The organism is Algibacter miyuki, from assembly GCF_030409805.1.
GTDB lineage: Bacteria > Bacteroidota > Bacteroidia > Flavobacteriales > Flavobacteriaceae > Algibacter > Algibacter miyuki.
This window is the reverse complement of sequence record NZ_JAUFQP010000010.1, coordinates 479080-504749: the sequence shown is the minus strand read 5'-3', so window position 1 is coordinate 504749 and position 25670 is coordinate 479080. Positions and strand designations below refer to the sequence as shown.

Sequence of the window (25670 nt, the reverse complement as noted above, 5' to 3'; positions counted from 1 at the left end):
CTTAACCCCAAATTTATAAATTTCCTAAAATCATTTTTTAAAATTCTGAAAAAAACAGCAGCAACTATGAAACGTGTTTTTATTCTATTTATCCTTTTCGCCTGTAAAAGTATAGCCCAAAGAGTCACTTATTCCGATTATTTACCAGTAGATACTTCTATAAAGAAAGGCAATTTAACCAATGGGATTACCTATTATATTAAAAATACCGATGTAGTAAAAGATGCTGTTAGTTATTATATAATTCAAAATGTAGGCTCTATTCTAGAAAACGATAATCAGCAAGGCTTGGCACATTTTTTAGAACATATGGCTTTTAATGGTACCGAAAGCTTCCCTGGTAAAGGCATATTAAATACGCTACAAAAGCATAGAGCTGTTTTTGGAAAAGATATAAATGCTTATACATCGTTTGACGAAACCGTATATAATTTAAATAACATCCCAACAAAAGATGGTTTGATTGATACTTGCTTAACCGTTCTTAAAGACTGGTCTAATTATTTATTATTAACAGATGAAGAAATAGATTCAGAACGTGGTGTTATAAAAGAAGAATGGCGTACACGTCAAAATGGGAGCATGCGTTTATTTGAAACATCATTGCCTATTACATTTAACCATTCAAAATATGCTAGCAGAATGCCAATTGGTTTAATGAGTGTGGTTGAAAGTTTTGACTATAAATCCCTTCGTGATTTTTATCATGATTGGTATAGAACAGATTTACAAGCCTTTGTTATAATTGGAGATATAAATGTTGCCGAGATTGAACAAAAAATAATAGAAAAATTCTCAAAAATCCCAGCGGTTAAAACCTCTAAAGAACGTTTTGTAGTTAATATTCCAGAAAACGACACTATGTTATATAGTTTAGGCATGGATCCGGAAATCTCGTCTGCTTCTATTAATTTTGGTATACGCCATAAAAAATCTTTGGAAACGGAAACCGTTGCCGATTTAAACCAGAATAGTAAGAAATCTTTAAAATAAAGACCATGAAGAACATACTTTTATTTTTAGTGTTTACTGCCTCTTTAGTTAGTCAAGCTCAAGTACTAGACCCCGTAAAATGGAAAACTAGTGTTGAAAAATTATCAGACACCGAATATGTTTTGGTTTCAAAAGCATCTATTGAAAAAGGATGGCATTTGTATTCACAAAAGGTCCCTGAAGACGGCCCAATACCAACCACATTTACCTATGATGATAGCGATGGCCATTTTAAAATATCAGGAAATACCACAGAAGGTGAGGGGCATATTGTAGACGACCCTGTTTTTGAAATGAAAATTAAGTTTTTTGAAGCAACAGCAACCTTCAAACAAAAAGTTATAGTAGAAGAAGGTGTAACGGTTATCAAGGGCTTTGTTGAATTTATGGTATGTGATGATGCACGTTGTTTACCACCAACCGAAGTAGATTTGGTATACACACTTTCTGATGGTTCAGTAGTAAATTCAACTAAAAGCAATGTAAATGAAGCTGTTTCAGGTAATGTAGATATAACAACCAATGAAGACTCCAAAAAAGGGCTTTGGTCTATCTTTTTTATTGCTTTTTTATCGGGGTTTGCGGCATTACTAACACCCTGTGTATTTCCTATGATTCCTATGACCGTGAGTTTCTTTACTAAGCAAAGTAAAAATAAAGCTGCTGGAATAAAAAATGCAATTATCTATGGTATTTGTATTATTGTAATCTATGTGCTTTTAGGAACTGCTGTAACAGGCATCTTTGGTGCCGATGCTTTAAACGCACTGGCAACCAATGTATGGTTTAATATTATTTTCTTTTTACTGTTAGTTATTTTTGCAGTATCCTTTTTGGGTGCTTTTGAGATTATGCTACCAAATTCTTGGGCAAATAAAGTAGATTCACAAGCCAATAGAGGCGGATTGATAGGTATCTTTTTTATGGCTTTAGCCCTTGCAATAGTGTCTTTTTCGTGTACAGGCCCTATTGTTGGTACTTTACTAGTTGAAGCCGCATCCAAAGGAGGATTGGCTCCTATAATTGGCATGTTAGGTTTTTCATTAGCCATCGCTTTACCTTTTGCTTTATTTGCAGCATTTCCGGGTTGGTTAAATTCTTTGCCAAAATCGGGAGGTTGGTTAAACACGGTAAAAGTAGTCCTTGGATTTTTAGAATTAGCTTTGGCTTTTAAATTTCTGTCGCAAGCCGATTTAGTATTACAATTACACATGCTGGAACGTGAAGTCTTTATAGCTATTTGGATTGCCATCTTTGGAACATTAGTATTTTATTTATTTGGGAAAATACAATTACCACACGATTCACCCTTAACCCATATTTCTGTGGGAAGATTGAGCTTAGGTTTAGTGGTATTATCATTCACCGTTTACATGATTCCCGGCCTTTGGGGAGCACCATTAAATTTAATAAGTGCTTTCCCTCCGCCATTGGAATATAGCGAATCGCCATACGGTGTTGGGTATTCAAAAATGGGAACAGCCTCAGTTTTAGATTTGCATGAAGGACTGCCAGATGGCTCACATCTCTTGGCTCCACACGATATTTTAGCATTTAATGATTATGATAAAGGTCTCTTATACGCAAAAGAAGTAGGTAAGCCTGTTATGATTGACTTTACAGGTTGGGCTTGTGTGAATTGCCGAAAAATGGAGCAAAACGTTTGGCCAAAACAAGAAGTATTAAACATCCTTAAAAACGATGTGGTTTTGATATCCTTGTATGTGGATGATAAACGCCCCTTAGAAACTCATGAAGTGGTAGAGTCAAAATTGAAACCAGGTAAGAAACTAAAGTATATTGGTCAGAAATGGAGTGAATTGCAAACCATTAAGTACAAAGCCAATTCGCAACCGTTTTATGTATTAATGGATCATAATGAAGAAAATTTATTAGAACCTGTAGGTTATACCCCCGATGTAGAAGACTATCACACATGGCTTCAAACAGGTATTGAAAACTTTGAAAAATAATATTTTTTTGATGAGAAATATTTTTGATGTTAAAGTCAGAACTATTTTTTCTTAAATAGAAAACCATGAGTGTTATTAGAAATTTTATAAAAGACATATTGCGTCCCAAAAAAACATCTGAATTCCCATCAAACCTTGAAACTTATTTTGCGACATTTAGAGAAAATGTAGTGGGCTTGGATAAGACGTTTGTGTCGCCTTATGGAAAAAAGAAAATCATCTATGCGGATTGGACAGCCAGCGGAAGATTATACCGGCCTATCGAAGACCAACTTTTAAATGATATAGGTCCCTTTGTAGCAAATACACATACAGAAACATCGATAACCGGTAGTGTGATGACGCACGCTTATCATGAAGCAAGAAGCATTATTAAAAAACATGTGAATGCTTCAAGTGATGATGTGCTATTAACTGAGGGCACAGGCATGACGGGAGCCATCAATAAATTCCAGCGTATTTTAGGTCTTAAATTAAATGAAAACCTAAAAGAACACACCCAAATCCCAGAAGAAAAAAGACCCATTATTTTTGTGGCACATATGGAACATCATTCCAACCAAACATCATGGTTAGAAACTATTGCTCGGGTAAAAGTCATTCCGTCAAATGAAGAAGGTTTGCCGTGTTTAGAAAGTTTAGAAAAATTATTAGAGCAGTATAGTGAAACACCCATAAAAATAGCGGCAATTACTGGGTGTTCCAACGTTACAGGTATTAGAACACCGTATCATGCGATTGCTAAAATAATGCACGATAACAATGGTCTGTGCTTTGTAGATTTTGCTTGTTCGGCGCCCTATGTAAAAATTGATATGCATCCTGAAAATGAGGAGTCATATTTAGATGCTATTACTTTTTCACCACATAAATTTTTAGGAGGTCCCGGCTCCACAGGTGTATTAATTTTTAATAAAAAATTATATAAAAACTTAGTGCCAGACCATCCAGGAGGCGGCACGGTAAGTTATACCAATCCTTGGGGTGACCATGATTTTATTGATGATATTGAATCTCGGGAAGATGGCGGTACTCCTGGTTTTTTACAAGCCATCCGAATAGCACTCTCCATACAGTTGAAAGAAAAAATGGGCATTCAAAATATTTTGGATAGAGAACATGAACTGAATGCTATTATCTTTGAAAAACTCTCAAAGATTAAAAATTTAAACCTTTTGTCACCCAAACATACGGAGCGTTTAGGCGTTTTTTCATTTTACATCAATCATGCGCATTATAATTTGGTGGTTAAATTATTAAACGATCGGTTTGGTGTGCAAACACGCGGAGGCTGCTCTTGTGCCGGTACATACGGACATTATTTGTTACATGTAGATGAACCGACTTCAAAATCTATTGAAAAGAAAATTCTGGAAGGTTGTTTGGTGGAGCGTCCGGGTTGGATACGTATGTCTATACACCCAACGATGACCAATACTGAAGTGGAATTTATTTGTGATGGAATTGAAACGGTAGCCAAAAATTTCAAGATTTGGTCTGAAGATTATAACTATGATGCTTCAAAAAACGAATATATCCATCATTCTAATTTGAATACAGAAAGCGAAATCATAAAGGATTGGTTTAAAAAGTAATGATTAAGCATTTATATTTGAATCAACAATAATAAAAAATCATATCATGGAATTTATATTATCAAGAATTTAATTCTAATTGATATCAAAAAAATAAGAAGTTTTGTTTTTTCAAATTTATTCTTAAATTGCATCAAATATTTCAATAATCTGAAAACAAAAAGCTGCATACGTTTTTGCATACGATTTTATAATTTGAAGGCTTGTGAGCCCAGTAAATGTGTTTAGTATTTGGTGAACGCAGAGCTCATAACCCGAAGGTCACTGGTTCGAGTCCAGTTCCCGCTACTAAGTAGAATTGCTTTAAAACAGACGGTTTAGTTCACACTAAACCGTTTTTTTTATGCCTAATTTGAATAGAATTCTTACATTTGAACACGAAAGTGAACACGATTTAGAACATAACTCACCATTGAAGACTCTTTTTTCCGTACCAAAAATTTATAGCGCCAAAGGAGATTTGAGCAAGCGTTGGTATGTCTACTTTTCTTATCGTAATCCTAAAACAGGAAAATTGCAACGTATGCAAAATGTTTACGGTAAAACGAATAAATATAATACCAAAGAAGACCGTCTTTTTATTTTAACCGTATACAAACGAAATTTACTCAAACTACTAAAAGAAGGGTTTAATCCTTTTGAAGATAACAGGGATTTGTTAGCTAAAAGAAAGGTTAAAGAGAAGCGTTCTAAAGTTGAACAAAAGCCAGAAGCTGTTAAATCAGAAGAAAAAGATTCAACTGCGCCTGCAATGTCGATCAAAGAAGCTTTTGAGTTCGGATTAAAACTGAAAGAAAAATTATTGAGTAAAACAACCAAACGCGCCTATGAGAATAGGATAAATAATTTTTTAAAATGGGTTGAAGATGTCCATCCCGAAATAACTAGAATAGATCAGTTAGATAGAAGGCTTGTAACACAGTTTTTAAACCATGTATTGGATAATACAAGCGCACGTAACCGAAACAATTTTAGAGTAGATTTAAGCAGTTTAATACAGGTTTTGGAAGATAATGATATCGTACTAAGCAATTTCATGAAAAGAATTCCTGTGTTAAAAACGATACCACAACGAAATAAAACCTACACTAAGGAAAAGCAAGAAGAAATCTATCAATACCTAGAGAATCAAGATGCCTTATTGTTATTATATATTAAGTTTATCTCCTATAATTTTTTAAGACCAATAGAAGTCTGTAGGTTAAAAGTGGGAGATATTGACCTAAAAAATAAAGTGATTAAGTTTAAAGCTAAAAACAGCCCTTTAAAAACAAAAATTATTCCTGATTTGTTAATTAAGGATTTACCCGATCTTTCTCAAATGAATAAATCTCTTAGTTTATTCACGCCAGAACAAATAGGAGGAGAGTGGGAAACTGCTGTGGATAATAAACGAGATTACTTTTCAAAACGTTTTAAAAAGGTAGTAAAAAATCCTTTTGGATTAGGTAAAGATTATGGTTTATATAGTTTTAGGCATACGTATATAACAAAGCTATATAGAGCTTTGGTAAAAGGCTCCTCTCCATTCGAGGCAAAAAGTAAGCTTATGTTAATAACAGGTCATTCCTCGATGTCGGCGCTTCAAAAATACCTTAGAGATATTGATGCGGAGTTACCAGAAGATTATTCCGAACACATTAAATAGGACTATGGAGCTTGATAAACTATTTGCTGATCTATGGAAGACGCTTTACAAGCCTTTCGTGTTTTATATACCATCTCGATTGATGCCTGAGTTAGAGAATACAAAGATGTTGAATAGGGTTATTTTAATTGATAGGAAAGGATTTGATAGCGAGTTAAAAGATCAGCAATGTCATTTTGAAATATTGAGCAAGCCGATGATTTTAAATGATACCATCTTTAAGCTGATCGATCAAAATGAACGCTTGCCAAAGCAACAATTTCAATTTGTCTTGGAAAAGTATTTAGAACATGTCAATTTTGTCTTGTATGTTTCCGATTGGATGGAAAATCATGTTGAATTAGATATTCCTAATTTAAGAGAAGATACTAAGAATACATTTATATCCCAGACCAAAGTATTTTTAAAACATGTAGAGGATTTAAAATCTCACATTATCATACCGAATAAATTACTCAAAAACCAAGAGGTAAATGTTTTAAAGTTTATAGAAAACAATTTAACGGAAGTAAAAAGTGAATTAAATATTATTACTGATTCAGAACGCTCGAATGACTTATTAAAGAACGTTGAAACCCCTAAACTCCTAAAAAAGAAATCTCCTTTAATAACAGAAGAAGATGCAGAAGCCTTTTTGTTAGAAACGGTATTTCAGATTGGAAAAGAGATCTAACAGGGAAATACTATATTTTTCTATAATATAACGTACCAAATGAAAAGACAGGATAGGTATTGTTGTGTATTCTTAGTTTTTTGTAAATAGGTGAGGTTATATGTTATTTCATATGCTATACATGATAATTGTAGTCAATTTTTATAAAAATTAAAAACTCTTTTAATATCCACATAATTGAATTTAGCGTAAAACGAACGTTCGTTTTACGCTAAATTCAATTTTTTTATGATTATTAGAATAAAAAATGAATTTATAATCAGTGAGCTGAAGAAGAACATCTAAATGATTTTTTATATCTTCTTTTAGTTGTTTCTGTGTATTATACTGAAACTGGTAGGCCTTTTTTCAGAGGTTCTAACTAAAGTTAAATTGTTAGTTGCGTAAAAATACACGATCCATTTTCCGCTAAATATTGTAGAGAAGAGTTAAAGTGTTTTTATATGTGTTTTACCACAGTACTTTGTTGTTTGCCGTTTTAATTCAGCTATTAATTTACCACTAACTTTTAGGGAGTATAGGTGTTTTTTTACTTCTTCCCCACGCAATGAATAGGAAAAGAGCCAGTAGCACTAAATTAACTCCTATCGCAGAAAACTCACCTCTTGAAGCGTGATAACCACTAGCTAAAAGCATAACTAATGCAAGACCTAAAGCAGCCCAAACAGTTAAAAAAGGTTTAAAACGAAAAATAGAGGGAATTAATAAACCTAAACCTCCTAATAATTCGCTAATACCAATAAATCTTATCAATCCTAATGGTGTAGATTTGACCCATGGAAGTGATTCTACTAATGCCTCTAATGGTTGAGTAGCTTTCATTATACCAGCCATTATAAACATGATAGCTAATAATCCTTGGGCAACCCATAATACTATATTAATTGCTTTTTTACTTTTTTGATTTGTCATTTTTATTTCTTTTTATTTTATTCTACAAAAATCATCGCTTTGGAAAACGTATGCCTTGATGTAGATCAAGAAATAACATTAGATTATTTTTTTTGAGTGAGTTCATGTCTAACACGACTCAAAGATTCAGGTGTAATTCCTAAATAAGAAGCCACCAATTTTAGTGGAACCCTTTGAGTAATATTTGGGTAGGTTTTAATAAAATGCTCATATCTTTCTTTTGCATTAGAACTCATTAACATTATAATTCTATTTTGCATTATATTTAATCGTCTCAACAAGGAATCGAGATCTGGACTTTCTTTTAATAATTCTTCTTTCGAAGTGACATTTATAATTGAATTTTCAAGAGCATCTATAAATAATTGACAAGGTGTATTGGGGGCACAATTATCAGTAACTAACCAGTTTTCAGGCCCAAACATATAAATGTGTTCTTTTCCTTTATCATCAATTGTATAACTACGCAACAAACCGCTTTCAACAATATATATCTTAGTGCTTATGTCTCCTTTTCGCTGTAAGATATCTCCTTTTTTTACGTTTATTTTTTTCAATTATGTAGCCTTATTTTAGGATGGGTGTATTATACTGAAATAGGTTGACTCTTTTTTAATTAAAATTCTCCGTTCTTAAATCGTTAGTTCATGTAAATTTACTTTATTTTTTCGATACGACTTGTATTTGATATTAGGATTTAAATGTACTTCTGCAGGTTTTCTTAATTCCAGGCTAAAATGCGTTCTTAAATTGTTATAAATATAGACTGCTTGCTCCGTCATTTTTTGAGCTAGTTCTGTGTTTTTAATCGTTTGTTTTAATCCATATTCGTATTTCAACGTTCTATTAATTCTTTCTGCTCCAGCATTTTCATAAGGGTCGTATTGCTCAGTCATACTCATTACGATACTGTTGTCTTCAGCAAAAGTTGTGTACTTAGGATTGCAGTATTGAAAACCTCTGTCTGAATGATGAATAAGCTTTTGATTGGGATATTTTCTGTTTTTAATGGCCATAGCGAGTGCATCGGTGCAAAGTGATGTTCTCATATGGTTATCTAGTTTGTAGCCCATAATCTGTTTAGAATAAGCATCTGTAACAATGGCTAAATAATTATGACCTTATTGTGTTTTAATGTAAGTGATATCGCTTACCCATAGTTGTTCTGGTCGAGTAGGAACGTGGTCTTTTACTAGGTTCTTATATTTTTTGTACATATGGTTTGAGTTTGTCGTTTTGATGTAATTTTTAGTTTTGGGAATCAAAAAATTATTTAGTCTGAGGAAGCGATAGAACTTGTCTCTGCCGATCTTAATATTAGCGTTTACAAAGTCTTGTTTTAGTTCTGTGTGTAGCTTAATTCCACCGGTTTTCGAGCCTACTTTTTTACGGTAGCCCTTGACCATTTTAATTAGTTCTTGATGCTCTATTTGTTGTTTTTGTTGAGCTTTTAGTCTTTTATAGAAGGCTTGTTTAGATATCCCAAAACATCCATAGAGCCATTTTCTTTTATACGCTGTTTTTTCTTTAGCTCTATCTCTTTTGCTAATGTTTTGGGCAATGACTTTTTTGACATATCGACTCCAGTAATAATTTCCATGTCTGCAATTATATCTTGTTGGAAGTCTTTTACGAATTCTAATTCCTCAATTTTTTCTTTCAATCTTTTAATTTCGTCTTGCTTACTCATGCCTAATTTCTTTTGCTCTAAAGTACTATATTTTTTAATCCAGTACTGAATAGTTGGTCTAGAAATATCATATTTCTTAGCTGCATAATTGACAGATATTCGTCCATTATGAATTTGATCAATGATGAAAAGTTTGAGTTCGAAACCTACTTTTTTGTAGTTCTTTTTTCGGCAGGGTTGTTTTTTACTTGTGTCCATAGTGTAACTAAAAGTGTTTAATTTTTAGTCAACCTATTTCAGGATTTTACGTTGCTCAATTTTGCACATAACGGTCTTGTATAACTTAAGTTTGATTATTGATTAAAGATATTAAATTTAAGTATATAAACAGAAAGAACAAAAAGAGAGGATAAAGGTTATTTTGTATAGTGAGACAAGATCTCGATTTTCTTGAGAATCCCCTCTCTTTTCTACTATTATTTCGTACAGTTCTAAGAGACTAAGGATCTCGTTTTTAAGTTGTAGAAAACACGGTAGATATGTTCCTTCATAACATATTAAATATGAATGAAAATACGAATTATTTTGGAATTGACATTAGTAAAGATGTTTTTGATGTAATGGGAAGCGATGGATTGTTTCACCAGTTTAGTAATGAGCTTACAGGCTTTAAGAGATTCATCAAACTCATGGGAAGCAATCCCCATTGCGTTATGGAATCTACAGGGGTATATCACTTGCGATTAGCGTACTACCTAATAGAGCATAATATTAAAGTTAGTGTTGAAAATCCTTTGTCTGTAAAACGGTTCATTCAAATGAAACTATCAAAAATAAAGACAGACAAGAGTGATTCTAAAATGATTTATGAATATGCAATTATGAATAGACCTAGCTTATGGACAGGTCAGACTAAAAGTCAAATAGAATGTTCTCATCTATTAAGTTTAAGTAATTTATATACCAAAGAGATAATAGTTCTTAAAAACAAATTGCATTCTGAAGAGGCCCAAGGCAGTCCTGTTCCTAGAGTGATACGGTCGATAAATAGAAGCTTAAAATTTTATAAAAAAGAAATAGAAACTCTGGAGATAACCGTTTTAAAATTAGTAAAACAAGAGTATCAGGACTTGCATAGTCGCATAAAAAGTATCCCAGGTTTAGGAGTCAAAGCCAGTGCTCTTTTAATAGTTTTGACGATGGGTTTGAACGTTTTAATACAGCATCCGAACTCTGTTCTTTTGCAGGTTTAACACCTATTATAAGAGAATCAGGAAGTAGTATAAGATCACGACCTAGAATAAGTAAAATGGGAAATAGGCGGTTGAGAAAAGTATTATTTATTTGTAGTTTTTCAGCAAGTAAACATAATAAGGCTTGTCGAGAGCTCTATAGCAGGATTGTAGCCAAAGGGAAGAGCAAAAAATTAGCTTTGATTGCTGTTTGTAATAAGCTACTAAAACAGGCCTTTGCAATTGCTAAATCTCATTTGTGGTATGACGAAAACTACGAAAGCGTTTTAGTAAGGTAAACCCTAGTTATAAAATTATTTATTTCAATATGTTTTTATTCTAGGATAAAAACGTAATAGAAGAATATTGTTTAAAAATTAACTGCTTTTTTATAGGTTTTTAACACAGTTCTTGATTAGTTGCGTGTTTTATGCACTAAAGTTAGCAAATAAATCACAGATAGAAAGTCCGCGACGACTTTCGTAAGTAGGCTAGAACTAGCAATTAATTTTATACGGTGTTGGCGGTAGTTAATTATAGATAACTTAGCCACCACTTGTTTTTATTGTCTTTTTTATAACGGTTATATCTTTTGGTTATAGGATATAAGGCCACAAGGATACCTAACCAGACTAGGTATACAATAGGGAGACTGAATCCATAACCCTTTAAATCAGGACTAAAAGGTATCCAGATGTCTAGTATCATATCGGAGAATTGATACCCAGTTGCTAAAGCTGCAAAAATGGCTACAACGTGAATAATGTAGATATGTACAACATAAAAAAACATAGGTACTTGTCCGATAGTTATAAATATTTTCGATAAGCTATTTTTAAAATTTTCAAATGCCGCCAATAAAATTAAAGCAGGGCCAATTGTAATGCAAATAAAGGCAAATGATGGAGGGTATTTAGTAACTTTTAATATTGACAATATAGAATATGTCAATGAGTTCTGTTCTGTCCATGGGTGCAAATCGCCATATAGGTTACTAATTCTAAAAACAACAAATAAAACAATTAATAAAATACCTGCGCCATACAATATTTTTATTCTCTTTTTACTGTTGAAAGTTGGCAGGTAAAGTTGACCAATGAAATAACCTAATGTCATCAATCCAATCCAAGGCATTAAAGGGTATACAGAATACACAGTTAATGACCCCAGTTTAAATTCACCTTCAACATGAAAAACATACCAAAGCTTACTGAATATATCGTTTGGTATTGGTTTAAAGGAATCAAATAAATTATGACCAAACACAAAAAACAGAGCTATTAATATCGCCATGGATTTGGGTAGGCGGATTAAACCCGCAAGGAAAATCATTGAAGCGCCTAAACACCAAATAACTGCTAAATCAATAAACGTAGTATTGAATTTAAAATACCATCCAAAATTTACAATTGTAAACTCAACAATAATCAACCATAATCCCCTTTTTAAAAGCCAAACCGATAGTGAATTTAAATCTTTCTTTTGACCAACAAAAAAAGCAGAAGTTCCTGCTAAAAAACAAAAAACAGGTGCGCAAAGATGAGTAATAAATCTGGTAAAAAATACCGGAACAGTCGTTTGGGTTAAATCCGATGGGTCATACATGAAAGAATCGTAATGAAAATAATCTCTTACATGGTCAAGTGCCATTAGCAAAATCACCAAACCTCTTAGCAGGTCTATGGACTGAATTCTTTTGTTTGTAAATGTGTTCATTCTTCTGATTGTGATGTTTAATTACCGCCAACGGTCTAGTATAATAATAGTTGCGGGTTTGCGTGCGAGGATTTTCCGAAGGAAAATCAGACGTAGCAAACGCGCAACGACCTTTGATTTAGTACTAAACCGCAATTATTTTTATACATCTTAAGTTTGATTTCTATTAAATTAGCTATAAATCAGAAAGAACAAAAGAGCGCATTAAGGTTACTATATACGGTGAAGCTTAAGACTTCGACAACATTGATAATCCGCTCTCTTTTCCTACTAAATCACGATCAGTTCTGTGAGACTTTTTAGATCTCGTTTTCAAGTTGTTGTGAACCTAGTAGTTCGTTCTTTCATAACTCATTTTCTTATGAATAAATATAAAGAAACTTTTGGAATTGACATCAGTAAAGATGTATTTGATGTGCATGGTAATAAATCTGGCCATAATCAGTATAAAAATGATGAGTCTGGCTTTAAAATGTTTCTAAAAGAATTACCTATTAATAGCTTAGTCGTTATGGAAGCTACTGGTTATTATCATTACCGTCTTGCTCAGTATTTGTACAAAAATGGCGTTATCGTTTCAGTCGTAAATCCGTTATCCGTAAAACGATTTATTCAAATGAAGCTAGCTAAAGTAAAAACAGATAAGAGCGATTCGAAAGCTATTTGTGAGTATGCTTTAATTAACGAAGTTCCGCTTTATAATGCACTTACAGATGTGCAAATTGAATGTTTACAGTTGTTTCGATTAATGGATGTTTACATTAAACATCGTACAGCAACAAAGAACAAGTTGCACGGCGAGGAGGTTTTAGGAATCCCCTCCAAGAATGTTTATCGTTCTTTAAAACGCAATAAAAAGCACCTTGATAAAGAGATAGAAGCTATAGAATTAAAGCTTTTATCGTTAGTAAAGCAAGACGGACAAGAACAATTAACCTTATTGACTTCTGTGCCAGGAATAGGTATAAAGACGGCATTATTTTTAGTTGTAATAACCGATGGATTTACAAAATTCGAGACATCATCTCAATTGTGTAGTTACGTAGGTATAACACCTACTATACGAGAGTCTGGAAGCAGTATTCGAGGTCGCTCACGCATAAGTAAAGTAGGTAATAAAAAGCTACGGAATCTCTTGTTTTTATGTTCGTTTAACGCCTGTAAACACAATAAAGCTTGTCGGGAACTTTATCAGCGCATAGTAAACAAAGGAAAAAGCAAGAAAGTAGCCTTAATAGCTGTTGGTAATAAGCTGCTAAAACAGTGTTTTGCCATTGCTAAATCGGGTAGGCCTTACGATGAAAATCACGTTTCTGTATTGCCTAGATAATTAAAAAAAATAGTATAAAAAAAGCTTACAAAACCAATGGCTTGATTTTGTAAGCCCAATATAATAGTACCTAAATTTAATGAAGAAAAATGTTGTTTTTTACCTCAGTTCTTTGTTGTGTGTAGTTTTTAATGCATTATAGAATCTAAAGGTTCTCCTAAATCATAGTTCACAGTTTTTTCCAATTTTCCTGATTTATTAAAAAATTGAAATTCCCCATTATAGTAACCCTTACTTGCTATTCCTACAATTTTTTTATTTCCATTTTCATGGTAAGCAATTACCTTACCATCATGTTTACCATTAATCTTTGTAGATAATTCTTCCAATTCTCCGCTTTCATAATATCTCTTAAGATTCGCAATGTTATCATTATAAGTGATTTCAGCTTCTATTTTGCCACTTGGATAGTAATTAATTTGACTCCCGCTTTTTTTCATTGAGATGGTATCTAAATCGAAAAACTGTAAAAGTTTTAATTGTCCACTTTCGTAATAAGTTTTACAAGTATCAATGAGTTCTCCTTTCCAATATTGTCTTTCAGATTCGACATTTGTGTTTTTAAAGTACTTTATCATTGAACCATGAAATTCGCCATCTTTTGTATGATTTTCTTCTTCTATTTTTCCATTTTCGTAATAAAAAATTGCTTGTCCTATTTGTTTGTCCATATCCCAATTTGATAAGTCTTTTCTATTTCCGTTTCTCCTATAATTTACTCTTTCTCCATGGTTTTTTCCATCTTTTAAATTAATGGTTTGTTTAATGTTACCATCTGTATTCCAATATCTTTTCCAAAGACCTTGCTCTAAATTATCTTCAACTAAACCTTCTTCGATTACTATTTCTCCTTTGTTAGAGTAAAAATGCTTGTAATATCCATTTTCATAAATCCGCTCGTATTCCTCGTTATTTTTTTTCCAAACAGTTTTTATTAAGGTATCTGTTTCTTTATCAAATAATTTTTCTATTCTGTTTGGTAAGCTGTCCAATATTTCTATTTCTCCGAATCTGTTTCCATTGTCGTAGTAATATTTTAGTATTCCTTTTTTGTATTTAAAGTCTGAGTCTTTACTTATTTTTTGCCAATAACCTTTTTTACCATTTTCCTCATAAAAAACATAGTCTGAATTCTTGTATCTAGAATCATTTGGGTTGTCCTTACAAGAGCAAAAAAGTATTAAAAAAAGTATGAAGAGCTTATTTTTCAATTTTGGTAGGTTACTTGTTTTAAATTACACACAACGGTTACGTATAAGAATAGTGCGTAGTTTGAGTGCGAGGATTTTCCGAAGGAAAATCAGATGCAAGCAAACAAGCACTAACTTTTGATTTAGGAATAAACTTACGCATTATTTTTATACAATGTTAGCATACGTTTTTTTCTATTAGCAAAAATATAGCTGTAATTATGAAAATTGGAAAACTCCCAATGTTTACGCTATACCAACCATAATATCCTCTGTTTTTTATATCTCCGTTGTTCTTTATCCAAATTCCGTCTGACAATCTTCCCCATTGCATTTGAAAAGCTTCTTTTTTAAAAACTTTTTTATAAAATTCAATAATCCCTTTTGAGATTAACAAAGTCAGAAAAGGTGAGAAAGTCAGAAGTGTGCAATTAAATGTACAGAAATAAGTCCAATTCATTAACTCCATTATAATTCCAAGAAATCCGATTAAGAAAGTGATTTTTAAATATCTTTTAAAATATTTGTCATCTTTTAGGTCTTCCGTAAATGTTATTATTACCATACTAAAGAGTTGGTAAATGATAATAATTATATAAAAAGATACTTCGGAAAGTGTCATTTTCAAATGTATGCTAACGTTTATGTATATGGAAAGTTGCGTGTTTGTGTGCGAGGATTTTCCGAAGGAAAATCAGAAGCTAGCAAACAAAGCAACTAACATTGATTAAGCACAAAATAGCAATTTTTTATATACTGTGTTGTAGGTAGTTTTTTATTTTTCATTCAGTTTGTCAAAATATTTTTCCCGATAAAACTTATTCACATCTCTTTTTATAGTGTCCGTTTTTGATTTTCGAACATAATATTCAAAATCAGAATCAGTTTTCTTATATAAGGAATCTCCAATATTCAGTTTTTCGTGTATGAAAAAAGGAATTTCTTTTTCCCATTTATTATCAATGAGAATTGGTCTTGTTCGTCCGTTATCTTTGTCTGATAATAGACTTGTTATTTTTCCAGAGTATGAGTTATTTCGGATTTCTTTGTATTCTTTTTCAAGATAGCTTTCCGAATTGTTTTGAATAAGTGAGATGGAGATAATTACAATAAAAATTGGAATAAATACCAATGCAAGACTTTTTCGGATTGTCTTTTCTTGTTTTTCCAATTCATTTTTGTTTTCCGTACTCATTTGTATTGTCCTGAAATAGGTTGACCTTTTTTTTGTTTTTATAAGGTTAATAATTCCAGTTTGTTTTTATTTTTTCGATACGATTTGTAGTCTACATTTTGATTTGTATGTACGTGTTTCGGTGTGTATAAATCAAGACTTAAATGTGGTCGAATATTGTTATAAATATTAATAGCTCTTTTTGTAATTTTCTGAGCTAATTTAGTGTTTTTAATTGTAAGTTTTAAACCGTATTCATATTTTAAAGTTCTATTAATTCTCTCGGCAATTGGATTTTCATATGGGTCATATTTCTCAGTCATACTCATTGTTAATCCATTGGATTCTGCGAATAGAGTATAGGTTGGATTGCAATATTGTATCCCTCTATCTGAATGATGAATCAGTTTTTGATTAGGGTATTTACGATTTTTAAGAGCCATAGTTAACGCATCTATACAAAGTGATGTTCTCATATGTGCATCTAATTTATAGCCCATTATTTGCTTAGAATAGGCGTCTGTTATCAAAGCTAAATAACTATGACCTTTTTGTGTTTTGATATAGGTAATATCTGTTACCCAAAGCTGTTCAGCTCTGGTTGGAATTTTATTAGTTACCAGGTTTTTATATTTATAAAAATGATGATTAGAGTTGGTTGTTATATGAAACCTTTTTGTCCTAGGAACCAGTAATCTATTGGCTTTAAGGAATGCATAGAATTTATCTCTTCCCATTTTAATTCCTTGTTTTTCTATGTCGTTTTTTAATTCATGATACAGTTTTTTAGCGCCTATTCGCTGTCCTATCTGGTTACGACATTGCTTTACCATTTGGGTCAAAACAAGCTCGTTATTTTGTTTTATTTGATGAGATTTCAAGCGTTTATAGAAAGCTTGTTTACTAATCCCAAAACACTGAATTAACCATTTTCTTTTAAACGGTCTGTCTTCTTTTTTTGAATCTCGTCTGCTAATGTTTTGGGCAATGACTTTTTTGACATATCGACTCCAGTAATAAGTTCCATGTCTGCAATTATATCTTGTTGGAAGTCTTTTACGAATTCTAATTCCTCAATTTTTTCTTTCAATCTTTTAATTTCGTCTTGCTTACTCATGCCTAATTTCTTTTGCTCTAAAGTACTATATTTTTTAATCCAGTACTGAATAGTTGGTCTAGAAATATCATATTTCTTAGCTGCATAATTGACAGATATTCGTCCATTATGAATTTGATCAATGATGAAAAGTTTGAGTTCGAAACCTACTTTTTTGTAGTTCTTTTTTCGGCAGGGTTGTTTTTTACTTGTGTCCATAGTGTAACTAAAAGTGTTTAATTTTTAGTCAACCTATTTCAGGATTTTACATTTTGTCAAATTGCACACAACGGTTTTGTGTATGGTTAGTTGCGTGGTTAAGCAACTAAATTAGCAAACTTTTACGAACCCGTGAATATTCCGAAGGAATATTCGCAAGTAGGCAAGAACCAAGCAATTAATTATACACGGTGTTACCTACAGTATTTTTAATTCAAATTCGTGTATATTAAATCCAAGAATAATTTCCGATACATTATTTTTTGAAATTTATCTTCTGGAATTTTATTCAGCGCATCAATTAAATATTCGCTGTCAGTTTTTAAATCTCCGTAAGCCTCAAATTTGTTATAAGCTAATCCAAATTCAAATTGCCAACTTGACTTGTCTAAAATTTTTAGTTGTTCAAATAAATAACCATAGCAGGATAAATGGGAATTAATCGGAAATAACAAATATGGGTCAAATCCTAAATCCGATTTAAGTTTCTCAAAAAACTCAGGCTCTATTTCTTTGCGACTTGCCTTTTTTAATAATTCCGTATATCCGTTTTTGCTTATTTCAGTCAGATATTTTTCTTGAATTAGTGAATTTTCTAATAAACTATGAATATTTTGTTTGTAAATCAGCTTTCCCTCAATCGGTCCAATTTCCGTTACGAGTCGATTATATTTGATTTCAGAGCATAATTCAAATTTTTCGTCCGCAATTAGGTCAGTCGTATTTTTAGTTGAACCACAAGCTGTGATTAAAGTCAGAATTATTATTTGAAGCAGTTTTTTCAATATTGTAGGTAACGTTTTTGTATATGGTTTGTTGCGTGGTTTAAGCACTTAATTTAACAAATAAAAATCGAATAGAAAATCCGCGAGGATTTTCGTAAATTGGCTAAAACCAAGCAATTAATTATACACGGTGTTGGCAATAGTAGCTTTATTTTAAGCTTAAAGTTATTTTATATTTTTCATTATATTAAATACCAAGTTTTCTATTAAATAAATTTTTTACATTTTGAATATAACTATTTTACTCGTTTGTTTTATAGTTTTCATTGATTTTTTTAAACCAATTCTATATATTTGTCTTATGATAGTTATTTCTCTACAAAGAGATTTTTTTAGTTATTTGTTCTAGGTCTGCTTTAACAAAAAGATTAAGTTTTAAAGGGTTAGCAAATTCGATAAATACGATAGGATGTTTGGCTTGTATTTTTAATACTATTGAAATGAGAATTAAGTAAAGAAATATGATATCACAGAGAATCATCAACAAAAGTGTAATTTTAAAACAGACCTCAATAGTCCAAGATACCACGCAAAGACTCTATCTAAAAAAAGTGTAATTTTTGTATTTATTTGACAAATAAAGTGTTATATTTGATAAAATAATATATTATGACAGGAAAAATTTTGTTTTGTTTTGTTTTGTTCAAGTTTTAGCATTTCTAATGATTTGAATAAAAATTCAAGTAATTTAATAGAAACAAAAAGATCTTATTCAGAGCAGAATGCATTGTTGAACATAATAATTGGAAGAGTTACTAGTAAATGTGATGGTACTGTTCTTCCAGGGGTAACTGTAAAAATTAAAAATAAGGCTGTAGGTACTTACACAGATTTTGAAGGTAATTTCAGTATTTCCCCTATTGATGATGGAGATGTTTTAGTTTTTAGTATGATTGGGTTTAAGACACAAGAAATAACTATTGATGTGACTAATATCTGTCCATCAAATACACCCTGTACAAAATTACTTTATGTAAAGTTAGAATGTGACGATATAACTTGATTATGAAAGCAAAATTTATTATTATGAAAACAAAATCTATTCCATCTATTTTATTAATATCTATTTTGATTTTTTGTAGTTGTATTGCAGATGAGAATGAAATATTGATAAATAAAGATCAACAGCCTCAATTAATAAATACACTTATAATTCCAGACTATGATGTACTTCAAATCCCTAATTTAGATAATGGTGATACATTAGAATCTTCAAATTTAATTTTTATAGGAAAGGAGTTTTAATTTTTTTTTATAATTCATAATTATTCAATGTTTAGTTCGTTGATCTATTATTGCCAACGGAAATCGTATATTATTAGTAATGGCTAATATATAAACTAATGAAATACAGTTTTCGACCATTGATAAATACTAACTTTAAAATAAAACACTAGAGCCATTATTAATTATATACAGTGTTGTACCCAGTTATTATGGCGGATAAAACAACTGTCGTTCCTTTTAGAGACAAAACACCTCAAGACAGAAATTTAGACTATAAAGTAACTTCGTACTATTCTAAAGTTGAACAAATAGCAAATTTCAGTTTTCCTTTTATAAATCAAGAGCATTACGAAGGTATTACTGATGATTTAACAGAAGCAACGGAAATGCTAATTGAAGAAGCTAACAGATATTTAATATACTTAAAAAATATTAAGTTTATCGATAAGTAACTTCTAAATCGGCTTGTTTAGGCTTGTTTGTTCGGTTTATACATATAAGTTCTATAACTCCATGTTCAGGAATCGCTATAGCTATAGCTTCAACACGAAAAGTCATGTTTTTATGCATAATATCGTTACCAATTTCTGTTCTGTAATCCAAGTTAACATTTTCATATCGTTTCTTGTTTGTTCTATCGTTAATAACGTAATTCATTTTATTTAGTTTTTAGATTATGAGTGATAAGTCAGAAGCGCATAAGAGTTTGAGCATGAGTGATAAGTCAGATGATTTATATTATGACTCGTTAAATTCAACAGGAAAAGACCTTACTGAAACACAAAAACTAGAATGGAATCTTCCTATTGGTGTTTTGGAATATAATTCTACAATTCTAAAACGTATTCCTCTTTCTGAAAATCAATAGATAGTTTTTTACATTTAATCATAAATTCAGTTCCGAAAACTAAAGGGAATTGAAACCCATAAGGCATTTCTTTAAACTCTTCACTAAAACACGCTTCTATTCCATTTATAATAAAATCTATTTTGAAAACATTTGTTTCTGAAACCCCTTCTTTTAATGGATATAATCCATAATCAACATTTGTTGCTTTTAAATTTAATTCTTTTGCTAATTGTGGTGTTATATGAGTTTTAGTAGCTCCCGTGTCTAAAACAGCATCAATTCCATTATGGTAAACATTATATTTCGGTAAATTACCACCAACAATATTAACTTTAAAATAAGGCATTCCGTTAGGTGTTAATTTTCCTTTATGCGTTATTCCTAAATCATATATCCCTTTATCTTTCATTCTCTTTCCTCACCTTTCATTGGGCGGTTTCTAATTGGGTACAACGTTGATGTATAAGAATAGTTGCGGGTTTGTATGCGAGGATTTTCCGAAGGAAAATCAGACGTTACAAACACGCAACGACCTTTGATTAAGCACTAAACCGCAATTATTTTTATACGGTGTTGTGCTTTCGTTTTTTCTTTACGTAATCATTGGTTTATCTCCCTTTTTTCCTTTTTTTACTCGTTCCGAATATCCTGCAAAAAAGAAAGGAATATTGTCTTCATTTCCGTTTTCAATTCGCTGTTTTACTTTCTCAAAGGCTAAAATTGAAATTTCAAAATTAGGTTGTCCCGTGACTAAAATCGGCTGATTTAATTGGTCATACCAATAATATTTCCCTCCGTAATTTCTTCTAGCAACTTCAAATATATACGAACCTGCTTGAGCAATTATGTCCTCCAACATTCCAGAATCCATATCATCCTTGTTTTCCGAAAATAAACTCAAAATTTCCTCGTCTAAAAGAGCCAAACTTGATTCGCTATAATCCAATCCGTCATCTAGTCGTTCATTGAAACTTGAAATCAGTCGTTCAGCATTATTAGTTGATTTTTCAATAAATTCTAATTGAGTTTCATCAATCGGATTTTCATTTGTTTTTCCGTTTTGTTTTTTCTTAAAAAAGTCAAATATTCCCATATTTTTTATTTCGTTCTAGTTTGGTTTTAATGAAGCACAACGTTGATGTATAAGAATAGTTGCGGGTTTGTATGCGAGGATTTTCCGAAGGAAAATCAGACGTTACAAACACGCAACGACCTTTGATTAAGCACTAAACCGCAATTATTTTTATACGGTGTTGTGCTTTCGTTTTTTCTTTACGTAATCATTGGTTTATCTCCCTTTTTTCCTTTTTTTACTCGTTCCGAATATCCTGCAAAAAAGAAAGGAATATTGTCTTCATTTCCGTTTTCAATTCGCTGTTTTACTTTCTCAAAGGCTAAAATTGAAATTTCAAAATTAGGTTGTCCCGTGACTAAAATCGGCTGATTTAATTGGTCATACCAATAATATTTCCCTCCGTAATTTCTTCTAGCAACTTCAAATATATACGAACCTGCTTGAGCAATTATGTCCTCCAACATTCCAGAATCCATATCATCCTTGTTTTCCGAAAATAAACTCAAAATTTCCTCGTCTAAAAGAGCCAAACTTGATTCGCTATAATCCAATCCGTCATCTAGTCGTTCATTGAAACTTGAAATCAGTCGTTCAGCATTATTAGTTGATTTTTCAATAAATTCTAATTGAGTTTCATCAATCGGATTTTCATTTGTTTTTCCGTTTTGTTTTTTCTTAAAAAAGTCAAATATTCCCATATTTTTTATTTCGTTCTAGTTTGGTTTTAATGAAGCACAACGTTGTTGTGTTATGGAAAGTTGCGGTTTTGTGCGCGAGGATTTTCCACCGGAAAATCAAAGTGTGCAAAAATGCAACTGCCTTTGGTAAAGCACTAATTTAGCAATTTTTTATACACGGCTTAAGTTTGATTTCTATTAAATTAGCTATAAATCAGAAAGAACAAAAGAGCGCATTAAGGTTACTATATACGGTGAAGCTTAAGACTTCGACAACATTGATAATCCGCTCTCTTTTCCTACTAAATCACGATCAGTTCTGTGAGACTTTTTAGATCTCGTTTTCAAGTTGTTGTGAACCTAGTAGTTCGTTCTTTCATAACTCATTTTCTTATGAATAAATATAAAGAAACTTTTGGAATTGACATCAGTAAAGATGTATTTGATGTGCATGGTAATAAATCTGGCCATAATCAGTATAAAAATGATGAGTCTGGCTTTAAAATGTTTCTAAAAGAATTACCTATTAATAGCTTAGTCGTTATGGAAGCTACTGGTTATTATCATTACCGTCTTGCTCAGTATTTGTACAAAAATGGCGTTATCGTTTCAGTCGTAAATCCGTTATCCGTAAAACGATTTATTCAAATGAAGCTAGCTAAAGTAAAAACAGATAAGAGCGATTCGAAAGCTATTTGTGAGTATGCTTTAATTAACGAAGTTCCGCTTTATAATGCACTTACAGATGTGCAAATTGAATGTTTACAGTTGTTTCGATTAATGGATGTTTACATTAAACATCGTACAGCAACAAAGAACAAGTTGCACGGCGAGGAGGTTTTAGGAATCCCCTCCAAGAATGTTTATCGTTCTTTAAAACGCAATAAAAAGCACCTTGATAAAGAGATAGAAGCTATAGAATTAAAGCTTTTATCGTTAGTAAAGCAAGACGGACAAGAACAATTAACCTTATTGACTTCTGTGCCAGGAATAGGTATAAAGACGGCATTATTTTTAGTTGTAATAACCGATGGATTTACAAAATTCGAGACATCATCTCAATTGTGTAGTTACGTAGGTATAACACCTACTATACGAGAGTCTGGAAGCAGTATTCGAGGTCGCTCACGCATAAGTAAAGTAGGTAATAAAAAGCTACGGAATCTCTTGTTTTTATGTTCGTTTAACGCCTGTAAACACAATAAAGCTTGTCGGGAACTTTATCAGCGCATAGTAAACAAAGGAAAAAGCAAGAAAGTAGCCTTAATAGCTGTTGGTAATAAGCTGCTAAAACAGTGTTTTGCCATTGCTAAATCGGGTAGGCCTTACGATGAAAATCACGTTTCTGTATTGCCTAGATAATTAAAAAAAATAGTATAAAAAAAGCTTACAAAACCAATGGCTTGATTTTGTAAGCCCAATATAATAGTACCTAAATTTAATGAAGAAAAATGTTGTTTTTTACCTCAGTTCTTTGTTGTATGCAGTTTTTTGTTAATTGTAATTTTTATGTATTTCAGAACAAATTCTTTCATTCTCTTGGATCGTCATATTTAGTTTATCGGTTAATTCATTAAAGTAATGAAAATGAATTTCTATAAACTTGGCATATTCTTCTAAATCATATTCAATACTTTTCTTTCCATTGTTTAGATTAATTACTTCGCAAGGAACTAACAAGAGCATAATTAATTTTAGGGATGAGTATCCTTCTTCAATTTTTCTATAAATGAAGTAAAACCAATATGGAAACAACTTATCTAAAGTTGAAAAATATTCTCTTACCTCTTTTATTTCAAATAATTCTCTTGGATCATCATCGTAACCTTGTATAATCAATATTACTTTGTTTTCATATTTAGTTGGGTTTTCCAACATCTGATTATAAAAATTTTGCACGTATTCAAAATCTTTATTTTCAATATACTCTTTACTTATTACCGACATTATTTTGTCGTACTCATCTGGGTTAATATTATCTGTATCTTTCATTAATTATTTGATAAAATTCGTAAAATGTCATTACTGAATAATCAGTTACTAAAAATTTGATAGGACTTGGGTTTCCTGTGATATAATATTTTTCAATTAAGAAATCATTTGTAATCTCAATACCAAAAATTTCAGATATTGAAGATAGATTGTTTTTAACCCAATTTATTTTATTAGAAAATTTTAAGTCATATTTTTTTTGTTTAAAATGGTCTTTTATATTTTTAGCAAATGCTCTTGCATCTTTAGTAGGCGCAGTATTTTTAGCTTCTATTATATATAAAATTTTATTTTCTTTATCTACAGCCAAAGCATCGATTTCACCACAAGGAATATTTTTTTTATTCACCTTATTAATTGATAAAGATGGAATATTTTTGTTAATTAATATATTTCTAATAGCATTTTCAAAGATATTTCGGTGAAAATAGTCCTCAATGTTTGTGATTTCTTTATTTAAAATATTACTAAAGCTTTTTAAGTCTGTTCTTTGTCCGAAAGCAAGTCTTGAAATGAAATTATCAGACCATTCAGCCAATACTACAAATGAGATTATGGAATGAGATTCGGCTGATTTTATATGTTCCCAATTTGAAGATTCGTTGTCATAAATTGTTCTTAAATTATTAGTTAGTTTAAATTTACAACCAGAATAATTAAGCATTCTAATATTTTGACTTCTCCTTAAAAAGTCTCGTTTTTGATAATGAAAAACAGAGGTGTCTAAAAAAATAAAATTTATAATATTTTGAACTTGTTCAATTTCTAAATTATTCCTTTCAGAAATTAATATAGCCAACTCGTCAGTTGGAATTACAAGGTTTGTTGCATTTATTTCAACACTCACTTTATCTCTTAAAAAAAACAAAATTGTTTCTATATCTTTTAAAACAAAATTGAAGTTATTTATTAGAAAAGTATTAATTTTTTTTAATAATTTTTTGTTTTTACGAAAGTCAAAATCAGGAAATTTTGCATACTCTACTTGTTGTCCGATGTATTTTATTAGATTATCAAAAAAAAGTCTATCTGATTTTTTTATTGTAGGAAAAGTTGAATATACTGAAGGAGAAAAAATAATTTTTATATCATTAAATTTATCTTTAAAGAAATGTAAATAATTTGAAATTTCATTTGTATAATTAAGACCTATAAGTAATGTGAAAACTTTACTTATAGATTCATCACCTGGTCTTTTCTCATTTTCTATTTCAGAATCATAATCTTCTAATTTTTCTAATGATTTTTCAATGATATATCTCCAACCATATCTTGCGATTGGAATAAATAAGTATGGTACAGAAGTTAGGTCTTTTTTTTCAATATGAGCTGTATGCAGTTCCAAGGTATATAATTCTAACTGAATATATGCAGCTCTTACCCAAGAAGCTGGATGGAATTTTTCTAATAATAGTTCAATTTCATTTTCAAAATTTTGATATGAATCATTATAAAATTTTTTAATCACATCAAAATCAGAAATTTCACGAAAATAATTTTTTGGCCAAGATTTTTCAGCAATTATTATATAATCATTTATTCTGATTTGTTGTCTTGGATCAATGTGTTTCATCTATATTCTTGATGTTCGTAAATTGCATACAACGTGTTTGTATATGGTTTGTTGCGTGGTTTAGCACGTAATTTAGCAAATAAAAACCGAATAGAAAATCCGCGAGGATT

General features: G+C 31.1%; 28 protein-coding genes and 1 pseudogene. 12 read left to right on the top strand and 17 right to left on the bottom strand.

What is annotated here, in order from left to right:
- The first annotated feature begins 66 nt into the window (after nucleotides 1-66).
- The 5 genes from QWY92_RS10190 (at nucleotide 67) to QWY92_RS10170 (ending at nucleotide 6882) form a co-directional block, all read left to right on the top strand.
- Complete coding sequence (locus QWY92_RS10190; protein ID WP_290270887.1) at nucleotides 67-993, top strand: M16 family metallopeptidase; 927 nt, start codon at nucleotides 67-69, stop codon at nucleotides 991-993.
- Between the two features lie 5 nt (nucleotides 994-998).
- Nucleotides 999-2966 carry a protein-disulfide reductase DsbD family protein gene (locus QWY92_RS10185; protein WP_290270885.1) on the top strand — a complete coding sequence of 656 codons (1968 nt, stop codon included), beginning with the start codon at nucleotides 999-1001 and terminating at the stop codon, nucleotides 2964-2966.
- A gap of 65 nt (nucleotides 2967-3031) precedes the next feature.
- Complete coding sequence (locus tag QWY92_RS10180) at nucleotides 3032-4561, top strand: aminotransferase class V-fold PLP-dependent enzyme (protein WP_290270883.1); 1530 nt, start codon at nucleotides 3032-3034, stop codon at nucleotides 4559-4561.
- A 343-nt stretch (nucleotides 4562-4904) separates the two neighbouring features.
- Entirely contained in the window at nucleotides 4905-6209 is a 1305-nt protein-coding gene (locus QWY92_RS10175; RefSeq protein ID WP_290270882.1) for a tyrosine-type recombinase/integrase, read from the top strand.
- A gap of 82 nt (nucleotides 6210-6291) precedes the next feature.
- The gene (locus QWY92_RS10170; RefSeq protein ID WP_290270879.1) at nucleotides 6292-6882 is read left to right on the top strand and encodes a hypothetical protein; all 591 of its coding nucleotides are present in this window, start codon (nucleotides 6292-6294) and stop codon (nucleotides 6880-6882) included.
- Nucleotides 6883-7383: 501 nt separating this feature from the next.
- Here QWY92_RS10170 and QWY92_RS10165 read toward each other — a convergent pair.
- The 4 genes from QWY92_RS10165 to QWY92_RS10150 form a co-directional block, all read right to left on the bottom strand.
- Nucleotides 7384-7794, bottom strand: a complete 411-nt coding sequence (locus QWY92_RS10165) for a DoxX family protein (RefSeq protein ID WP_290270877.1) — start codon at nucleotides 7792-7794, stop codon at nucleotides 7384-7386.
- An 83-nt stretch (nucleotides 7795-7877) separates the two neighbouring features.
- Entirely contained in the window at nucleotides 7878-8351 is a 474-nt protein-coding gene (locus QWY92_RS10160; protein WP_290270875.1) for a Crp/Fnr family transcriptional regulator, read from the bottom strand.
- A gap of 75 nt (nucleotides 8352-8426) precedes the next feature.
- Nucleotides 8427-8897, bottom strand: coding sequence for a DDE-type integrase/transposase/recombinase (locus tag QWY92_RS10155; RefSeq protein WP_290271579.1), 471 nt, complete (start codon nucleotides 8895-8897; stop codon nucleotides 8427-8429).
- A gap of 347 nt (nucleotides 8898-9244) precedes the next feature.
- Entirely contained in the window at nucleotides 9245-9682 is a 438-nt protein-coding gene (locus tag QWY92_RS10150; protein ID WP_290270873.1) for a helix-turn-helix domain-containing protein, read from the bottom strand.
- A gap of 305 nt (nucleotides 9683-9987) precedes the next feature.
- Here QWY92_RS10150 and QWY92_RS10145 point away from each other — a divergent pair.
- Nucleotides 9988-10955: pseudogene (locus QWY92_RS10145) on the top strand (IS110 family RNA-guided transposase).
- Nucleotides 10956-11190: 235 nt separating this feature from the next.
- Here the strand turns inward: QWY92_RS10145 and QWY92_RS10140 are convergent.
- Nucleotides 11191-12372, bottom strand: a complete 1182-nt coding sequence (locus QWY92_RS10140; RefSeq protein WP_290270871.1) for an acetyltransferase domain-containing protein — start codon at nucleotides 12370-12372, stop codon at nucleotides 11191-11193.
- A gap of 361 nt (nucleotides 12373-12733) precedes the next feature.
- On the opposite strand from QWY92_RS10140, the gene QWY92_RS10135 reads away from it, so the two are divergent.
- Complete coding sequence (locus QWY92_RS10135) at nucleotides 12734-13702, top strand: IS110 family RNA-guided transposase (RefSeq protein WP_290270848.1); 969 nt, start codon at nucleotides 12734-12736, stop codon at nucleotides 13700-13702.
- Nucleotides 13703-13830: 128 nt separating this feature from the next.
- Here QWY92_RS10135 and QWY92_RS10130 read toward each other — a convergent pair whose 3' ends face one another.
- From QWY92_RS10130 to QWY92_RS10105, 6 genes are all read right to left on the bottom strand, one after another.
- Nucleotides 13831-14913, bottom strand: coding sequence for a toxin-antitoxin system YwqK family antitoxin (locus tag QWY92_RS10130; protein ID WP_290270869.1), 1083 nt, complete (start codon nucleotides 14911-14913; stop codon nucleotides 13831-13833).
- Between the two features lie 157 nt (nucleotides 14914-15070).
- Entirely contained in the window at nucleotides 15071-15514 is a 444-nt protein-coding gene (locus tag QWY92_RS10125; RefSeq protein ID WP_290270866.1) for a hypothetical protein, read from the bottom strand.
- Nucleotides 15515-15667: 153 nt separating this feature from the next.
- On the bottom strand, nucleotides 15668-16087 hold the full coding sequence (locus QWY92_RS10120) for a hypothetical protein (protein ID WP_290270864.1): 420 nt from the start codon (nucleotides 16085-16087) through the stop codon (nucleotides 15668-15670).
- Between the two features lie 38 nt (nucleotides 16088-16125).
- Nucleotides 16126-16974, bottom strand: a complete 849-nt coding sequence (locus QWY92_RS10115; RefSeq protein WP_290271577.1) for an IS3 family transposase — start codon at nucleotides 16972-16974, stop codon at nucleotides 16126-16128.
- Between the two features lie 14 nt (nucleotides 16975-16988).
- Nucleotides 16989-17381 (bottom strand): helix-turn-helix domain-containing protein, encoded by a 393-nt coding sequence (locus QWY92_RS10110; protein ID WP_290270862.1) that lies wholly within the window; start codon nucleotides 17379-17381, stop codon nucleotides 16989-16991.
- Between the two features lie 209 nt (nucleotides 17382-17590).
- The gene (locus QWY92_RS10105) at nucleotides 17591-18166 is read right to left on the bottom strand and encodes a hypothetical protein (protein WP_290270861.1); all 576 of its coding nucleotides are present in this window, start codon (nucleotides 18164-18166) and stop codon (nucleotides 17591-17593) included.
- A 667-nt stretch (nucleotides 18167-18833) separates the two neighbouring features.
- Here QWY92_RS10105 and QWY92_RS10100 point away from each other — a divergent pair.
- The 3 genes from QWY92_RS10100 to QWY92_RS10090 all read left to right on the top strand — a co-directional run bounded on the left by QWY92_RS10100 (nucleotide 18834) and on the right by QWY92_RS10090 (nucleotide 19845).
- Nucleotides 18834-19169: a carboxypeptidase-like regulatory domain-containing protein gene (locus QWY92_RS10100; RefSeq protein ID WP_290270860.1), complete on the top strand. Its 336-nt coding sequence runs from the start codon at nucleotides 18834-18836 to the stop codon at nucleotides 19167-19169.
- Between the two features lie 23 nt (nucleotides 19170-19192).
- Nucleotides 19193-19411 (top strand): hypothetical protein, encoded by a 219-nt coding sequence (locus QWY92_RS10095; protein ID WP_290270859.1) that lies wholly within the window; start codon nucleotides 19193-19195, stop codon nucleotides 19409-19411.
- Between the two features lie 191 nt (nucleotides 19412-19602).
- A complete protein-coding gene (locus tag QWY92_RS10090) occupies nucleotides 19603-19845 on the top strand; it encodes a hypothetical protein (protein WP_290270858.1) in 243 nt (80 codons plus the stop codon).
- Here the strand turns inward: QWY92_RS10090 and QWY92_RS10085 are convergent.
- Complete coding sequence (locus tag QWY92_RS10085) at nucleotides 19832-20050, bottom strand: hypothetical protein (protein WP_290270856.1); 219 nt, start codon at nucleotides 20048-20050, stop codon at nucleotides 19832-19834. The two genes, QWY92_RS10090 and QWY92_RS10085, sit on opposite strands and share 14 nt — an antisense overlap.
- A 19-nt stretch (nucleotides 20051-20069) precedes the next feature.
- On the opposite strand from QWY92_RS10085, the gene QWY92_RS10080 reads away from it, so the two are divergent.
- Nucleotides 20070-20261, top strand: a complete 192-nt coding sequence (locus QWY92_RS10080) for a hypothetical protein (protein ID WP_290270854.1) — start codon at nucleotides 20070-20072, stop codon at nucleotides 20259-20261.
- Here QWY92_RS10080 and QWY92_RS10075 read toward each other — a convergent pair.
- The 3 genes from QWY92_RS10075 to QWY92_RS10065 all read right to left on the bottom strand — a co-directional run bounded on the left by QWY92_RS10075 (nucleotide 20221) and on the right by QWY92_RS10065 (nucleotide 22016).
- A complete protein-coding gene (locus QWY92_RS10075; RefSeq protein WP_290270852.1) occupies nucleotides 20221-20652 on the bottom strand; it encodes an aspartyl protease family protein in 432 nt (143 codons plus the stop codon). The genes QWY92_RS10080 and QWY92_RS10075 overlap by 41 nt on opposite strands.
- Before the next feature lie 183 nt (nucleotides 20653-20835).
- Complete coding sequence (locus QWY92_RS10070) at nucleotides 20836-21336, bottom strand: hypothetical protein (protein WP_290270850.1); 501 nt, start codon at nucleotides 21334-21336, stop codon at nucleotides 20836-20838.
- A gap of 179 nt (nucleotides 21337-21515) precedes the next feature.
- Nucleotides 21516-22016, bottom strand: coding sequence for a hypothetical protein (locus tag QWY92_RS10065; protein WP_290270850.1), 501 nt, complete (start codon nucleotides 22014-22016; stop codon nucleotides 21516-21518).
- Between the two features lie 372 nt (nucleotides 22017-22388).
- Between QWY92_RS10065 and QWY92_RS10060 the strand changes: the two genes are divergently transcribed.
- Nucleotides 22389-23357 (top strand): IS110 family RNA-guided transposase, encoded by a 969-nt coding sequence (locus tag QWY92_RS10060; RefSeq protein ID WP_290270848.1) that lies wholly within the window; start codon nucleotides 22389-22391, stop codon nucleotides 23355-23357.
- Nucleotides 23358-23489: 132 nt separating this feature from the next.
- Here QWY92_RS10060 and QWY92_RS10055 read toward each other — a convergent pair whose 3' ends face one another.
- Nucleotides 23490-23987: a chlororespiratory reduction 6 domain-containing protein gene (locus QWY92_RS10055; RefSeq protein ID WP_290270845.1), complete on the bottom strand. Its 498-nt coding sequence runs from the start codon at nucleotides 23985-23987 to the stop codon at nucleotides 23490-23492.
- Nucleotides 23971-25560, bottom strand: coding sequence for a hypothetical protein (locus tag QWY92_RS10050; protein WP_290270843.1), 1590 nt, complete (start codon nucleotides 25558-25560; stop codon nucleotides 23971-23973). Before QWY92_RS10050 ends, QWY92_RS10055 begins: the two co-directional genes overlap by 17 nt.
- Between the last annotated feature and the right edge of the window lie 110 nt (nucleotides 25561-25670).

What these genes read in the sequence shown, in the direction of transcription:
- QWY92_RS10190 (WP_290270887.1), top strand. Translation starts at nt 67, where the DNA reads ATGAAACGTGTTTTTATTCTATTTATCCTTTTCGCCTGTAAAAGTATA.
- QWY92_RS10185 (WP_290270885.1), top strand. Translation starts at nt 999, where the DNA reads ATGAAGAACATACTTTTATTTTTAGTGTTTACTGCCTCTTTAGTTAGT.
- QWY92_RS10180 (WP_290270883.1), top strand. Translation starts at nt 3,032, where the DNA reads ATGAGTGTTATTAGAAATTTTATAAAAGACATATTGCGTCCCAAAAAA.
- QWY92_RS10175 (WP_290270882.1), top strand. Translation starts at nt 4,905, where the DNA reads ATGCCTAATTTGAATAGAATTCTTACATTTGAACACGAAAGTGAACAC.
- QWY92_RS10170 (WP_290270879.1), top strand. Translation starts at nt 6,292, where the DNA reads ATGCCTGAGTTAGAGAATACAAAGATGTTGAATAGGGTTATTTTAATT.
- QWY92_RS10165 (WP_290270877.1), bottom strand. Translation starts at nt 7,794, where the DNA reads ATGACAAATCAAAAAAGTAAAAAAGCAATTAATATAGTATTATGGGTT.
- QWY92_RS10150 (WP_290270873.1), bottom strand. Translation starts at nt 9,682, where the DNA reads ATGGACACAAGTAAAAAACAACCCTGCCGAAAAAAGAACTACAAAAAA.
- QWY92_RS10140 (WP_290270871.1), bottom strand. Translation starts at nt 12,372, where the DNA reads ATGAACACATTTACAAACAAAAGAATTCAGTCCATAGACCTGCTAAGA.
- QWY92_RS10135 (WP_290270848.1), top strand. Translation starts at nt 12,734, where the DNA reads ATGAATAAATATAAAGAAACTTTTGGAATTGACATCAGTAAAGATGTA.
- QWY92_RS10125 (WP_290270866.1), bottom strand. Translation starts at nt 15,514, where the DNA reads ATGACACTTTCCGAAGTATCTTTTTATATAATTATTATCATTTACCAA.
- QWY92_RS10120 (WP_290270864.1), bottom strand. Translation starts at nt 16,087, where the DNA reads ATGAGTACGGAAAACAAAAATGAATTGGAAAAACAAGAAAAGACAATC.
- QWY92_RS10110 (WP_290270862.1), bottom strand. Translation starts at nt 17,381, where the DNA reads ATGGACACAAGTAAAAAACAACCCTGCCGAAAAAAGAACTACAAAAAA.
- QWY92_RS10095 (WP_290270859.1), top strand. Translation starts at nt 19,193, where the DNA reads ATGAAAACAAAATCTATTCCATCTATTTTATTAATATCTATTTTGATT.
- QWY92_RS10090 (WP_290270858.1), top strand. Translation starts at nt 19,603, where the DNA reads ATGGCGGATAAAACAACTGTCGTTCCTTTTAGAGACAAAACACCTCAA.
- QWY92_RS10085 (WP_290270856.1), bottom strand. Translation starts at nt 20,050, where the DNA reads ATGAATTACGTTATTAACGATAGAACAAACAAGAAACGATATGAAAAT.
- QWY92_RS10080 (WP_290270854.1), top strand. Translation starts at nt 20,070, where the DNA reads ATGAGTGATAAGTCAGAAGCGCATAAGAGTTTGAGCATGAGTGATAAG.
- QWY92_RS10075 (WP_290270852.1), bottom strand. Translation starts at nt 20,652, where the DNA reads ATGAAAGATAAAGGGATATATGATTTAGGAATAACGCATAAAGGAAAA.
- QWY92_RS10070 (WP_290270850.1), bottom strand. Translation starts at nt 21,336, where the DNA reads ATGGGAATATTTGACTTTTTTAAGAAAAAACAAAACGGAAAAACAAAT.
- QWY92_RS10065 (WP_290270850.1), bottom strand. Translation starts at nt 22,016, where the DNA reads ATGGGAATATTTGACTTTTTTAAGAAAAAACAAAACGGAAAAACAAAT.
- QWY92_RS10060 (WP_290270848.1), top strand. Translation starts at nt 22,389, where the DNA reads ATGAATAAATATAAAGAAACTTTTGGAATTGACATCAGTAAAGATGTA.
- QWY92_RS10055 (WP_290270845.1), bottom strand. Translation starts at nt 23,987, where the DNA reads ATGAAAGATACAGATAATATTAACCCAGATGAGTACGACAAAATAATG.
- QWY92_RS10050 (WP_290270843.1), bottom strand. Translation starts at nt 25,560, where the DNA reads ATGAAACACATTGATCCAAGACAACAAATCAGAATAAATGATTATATA.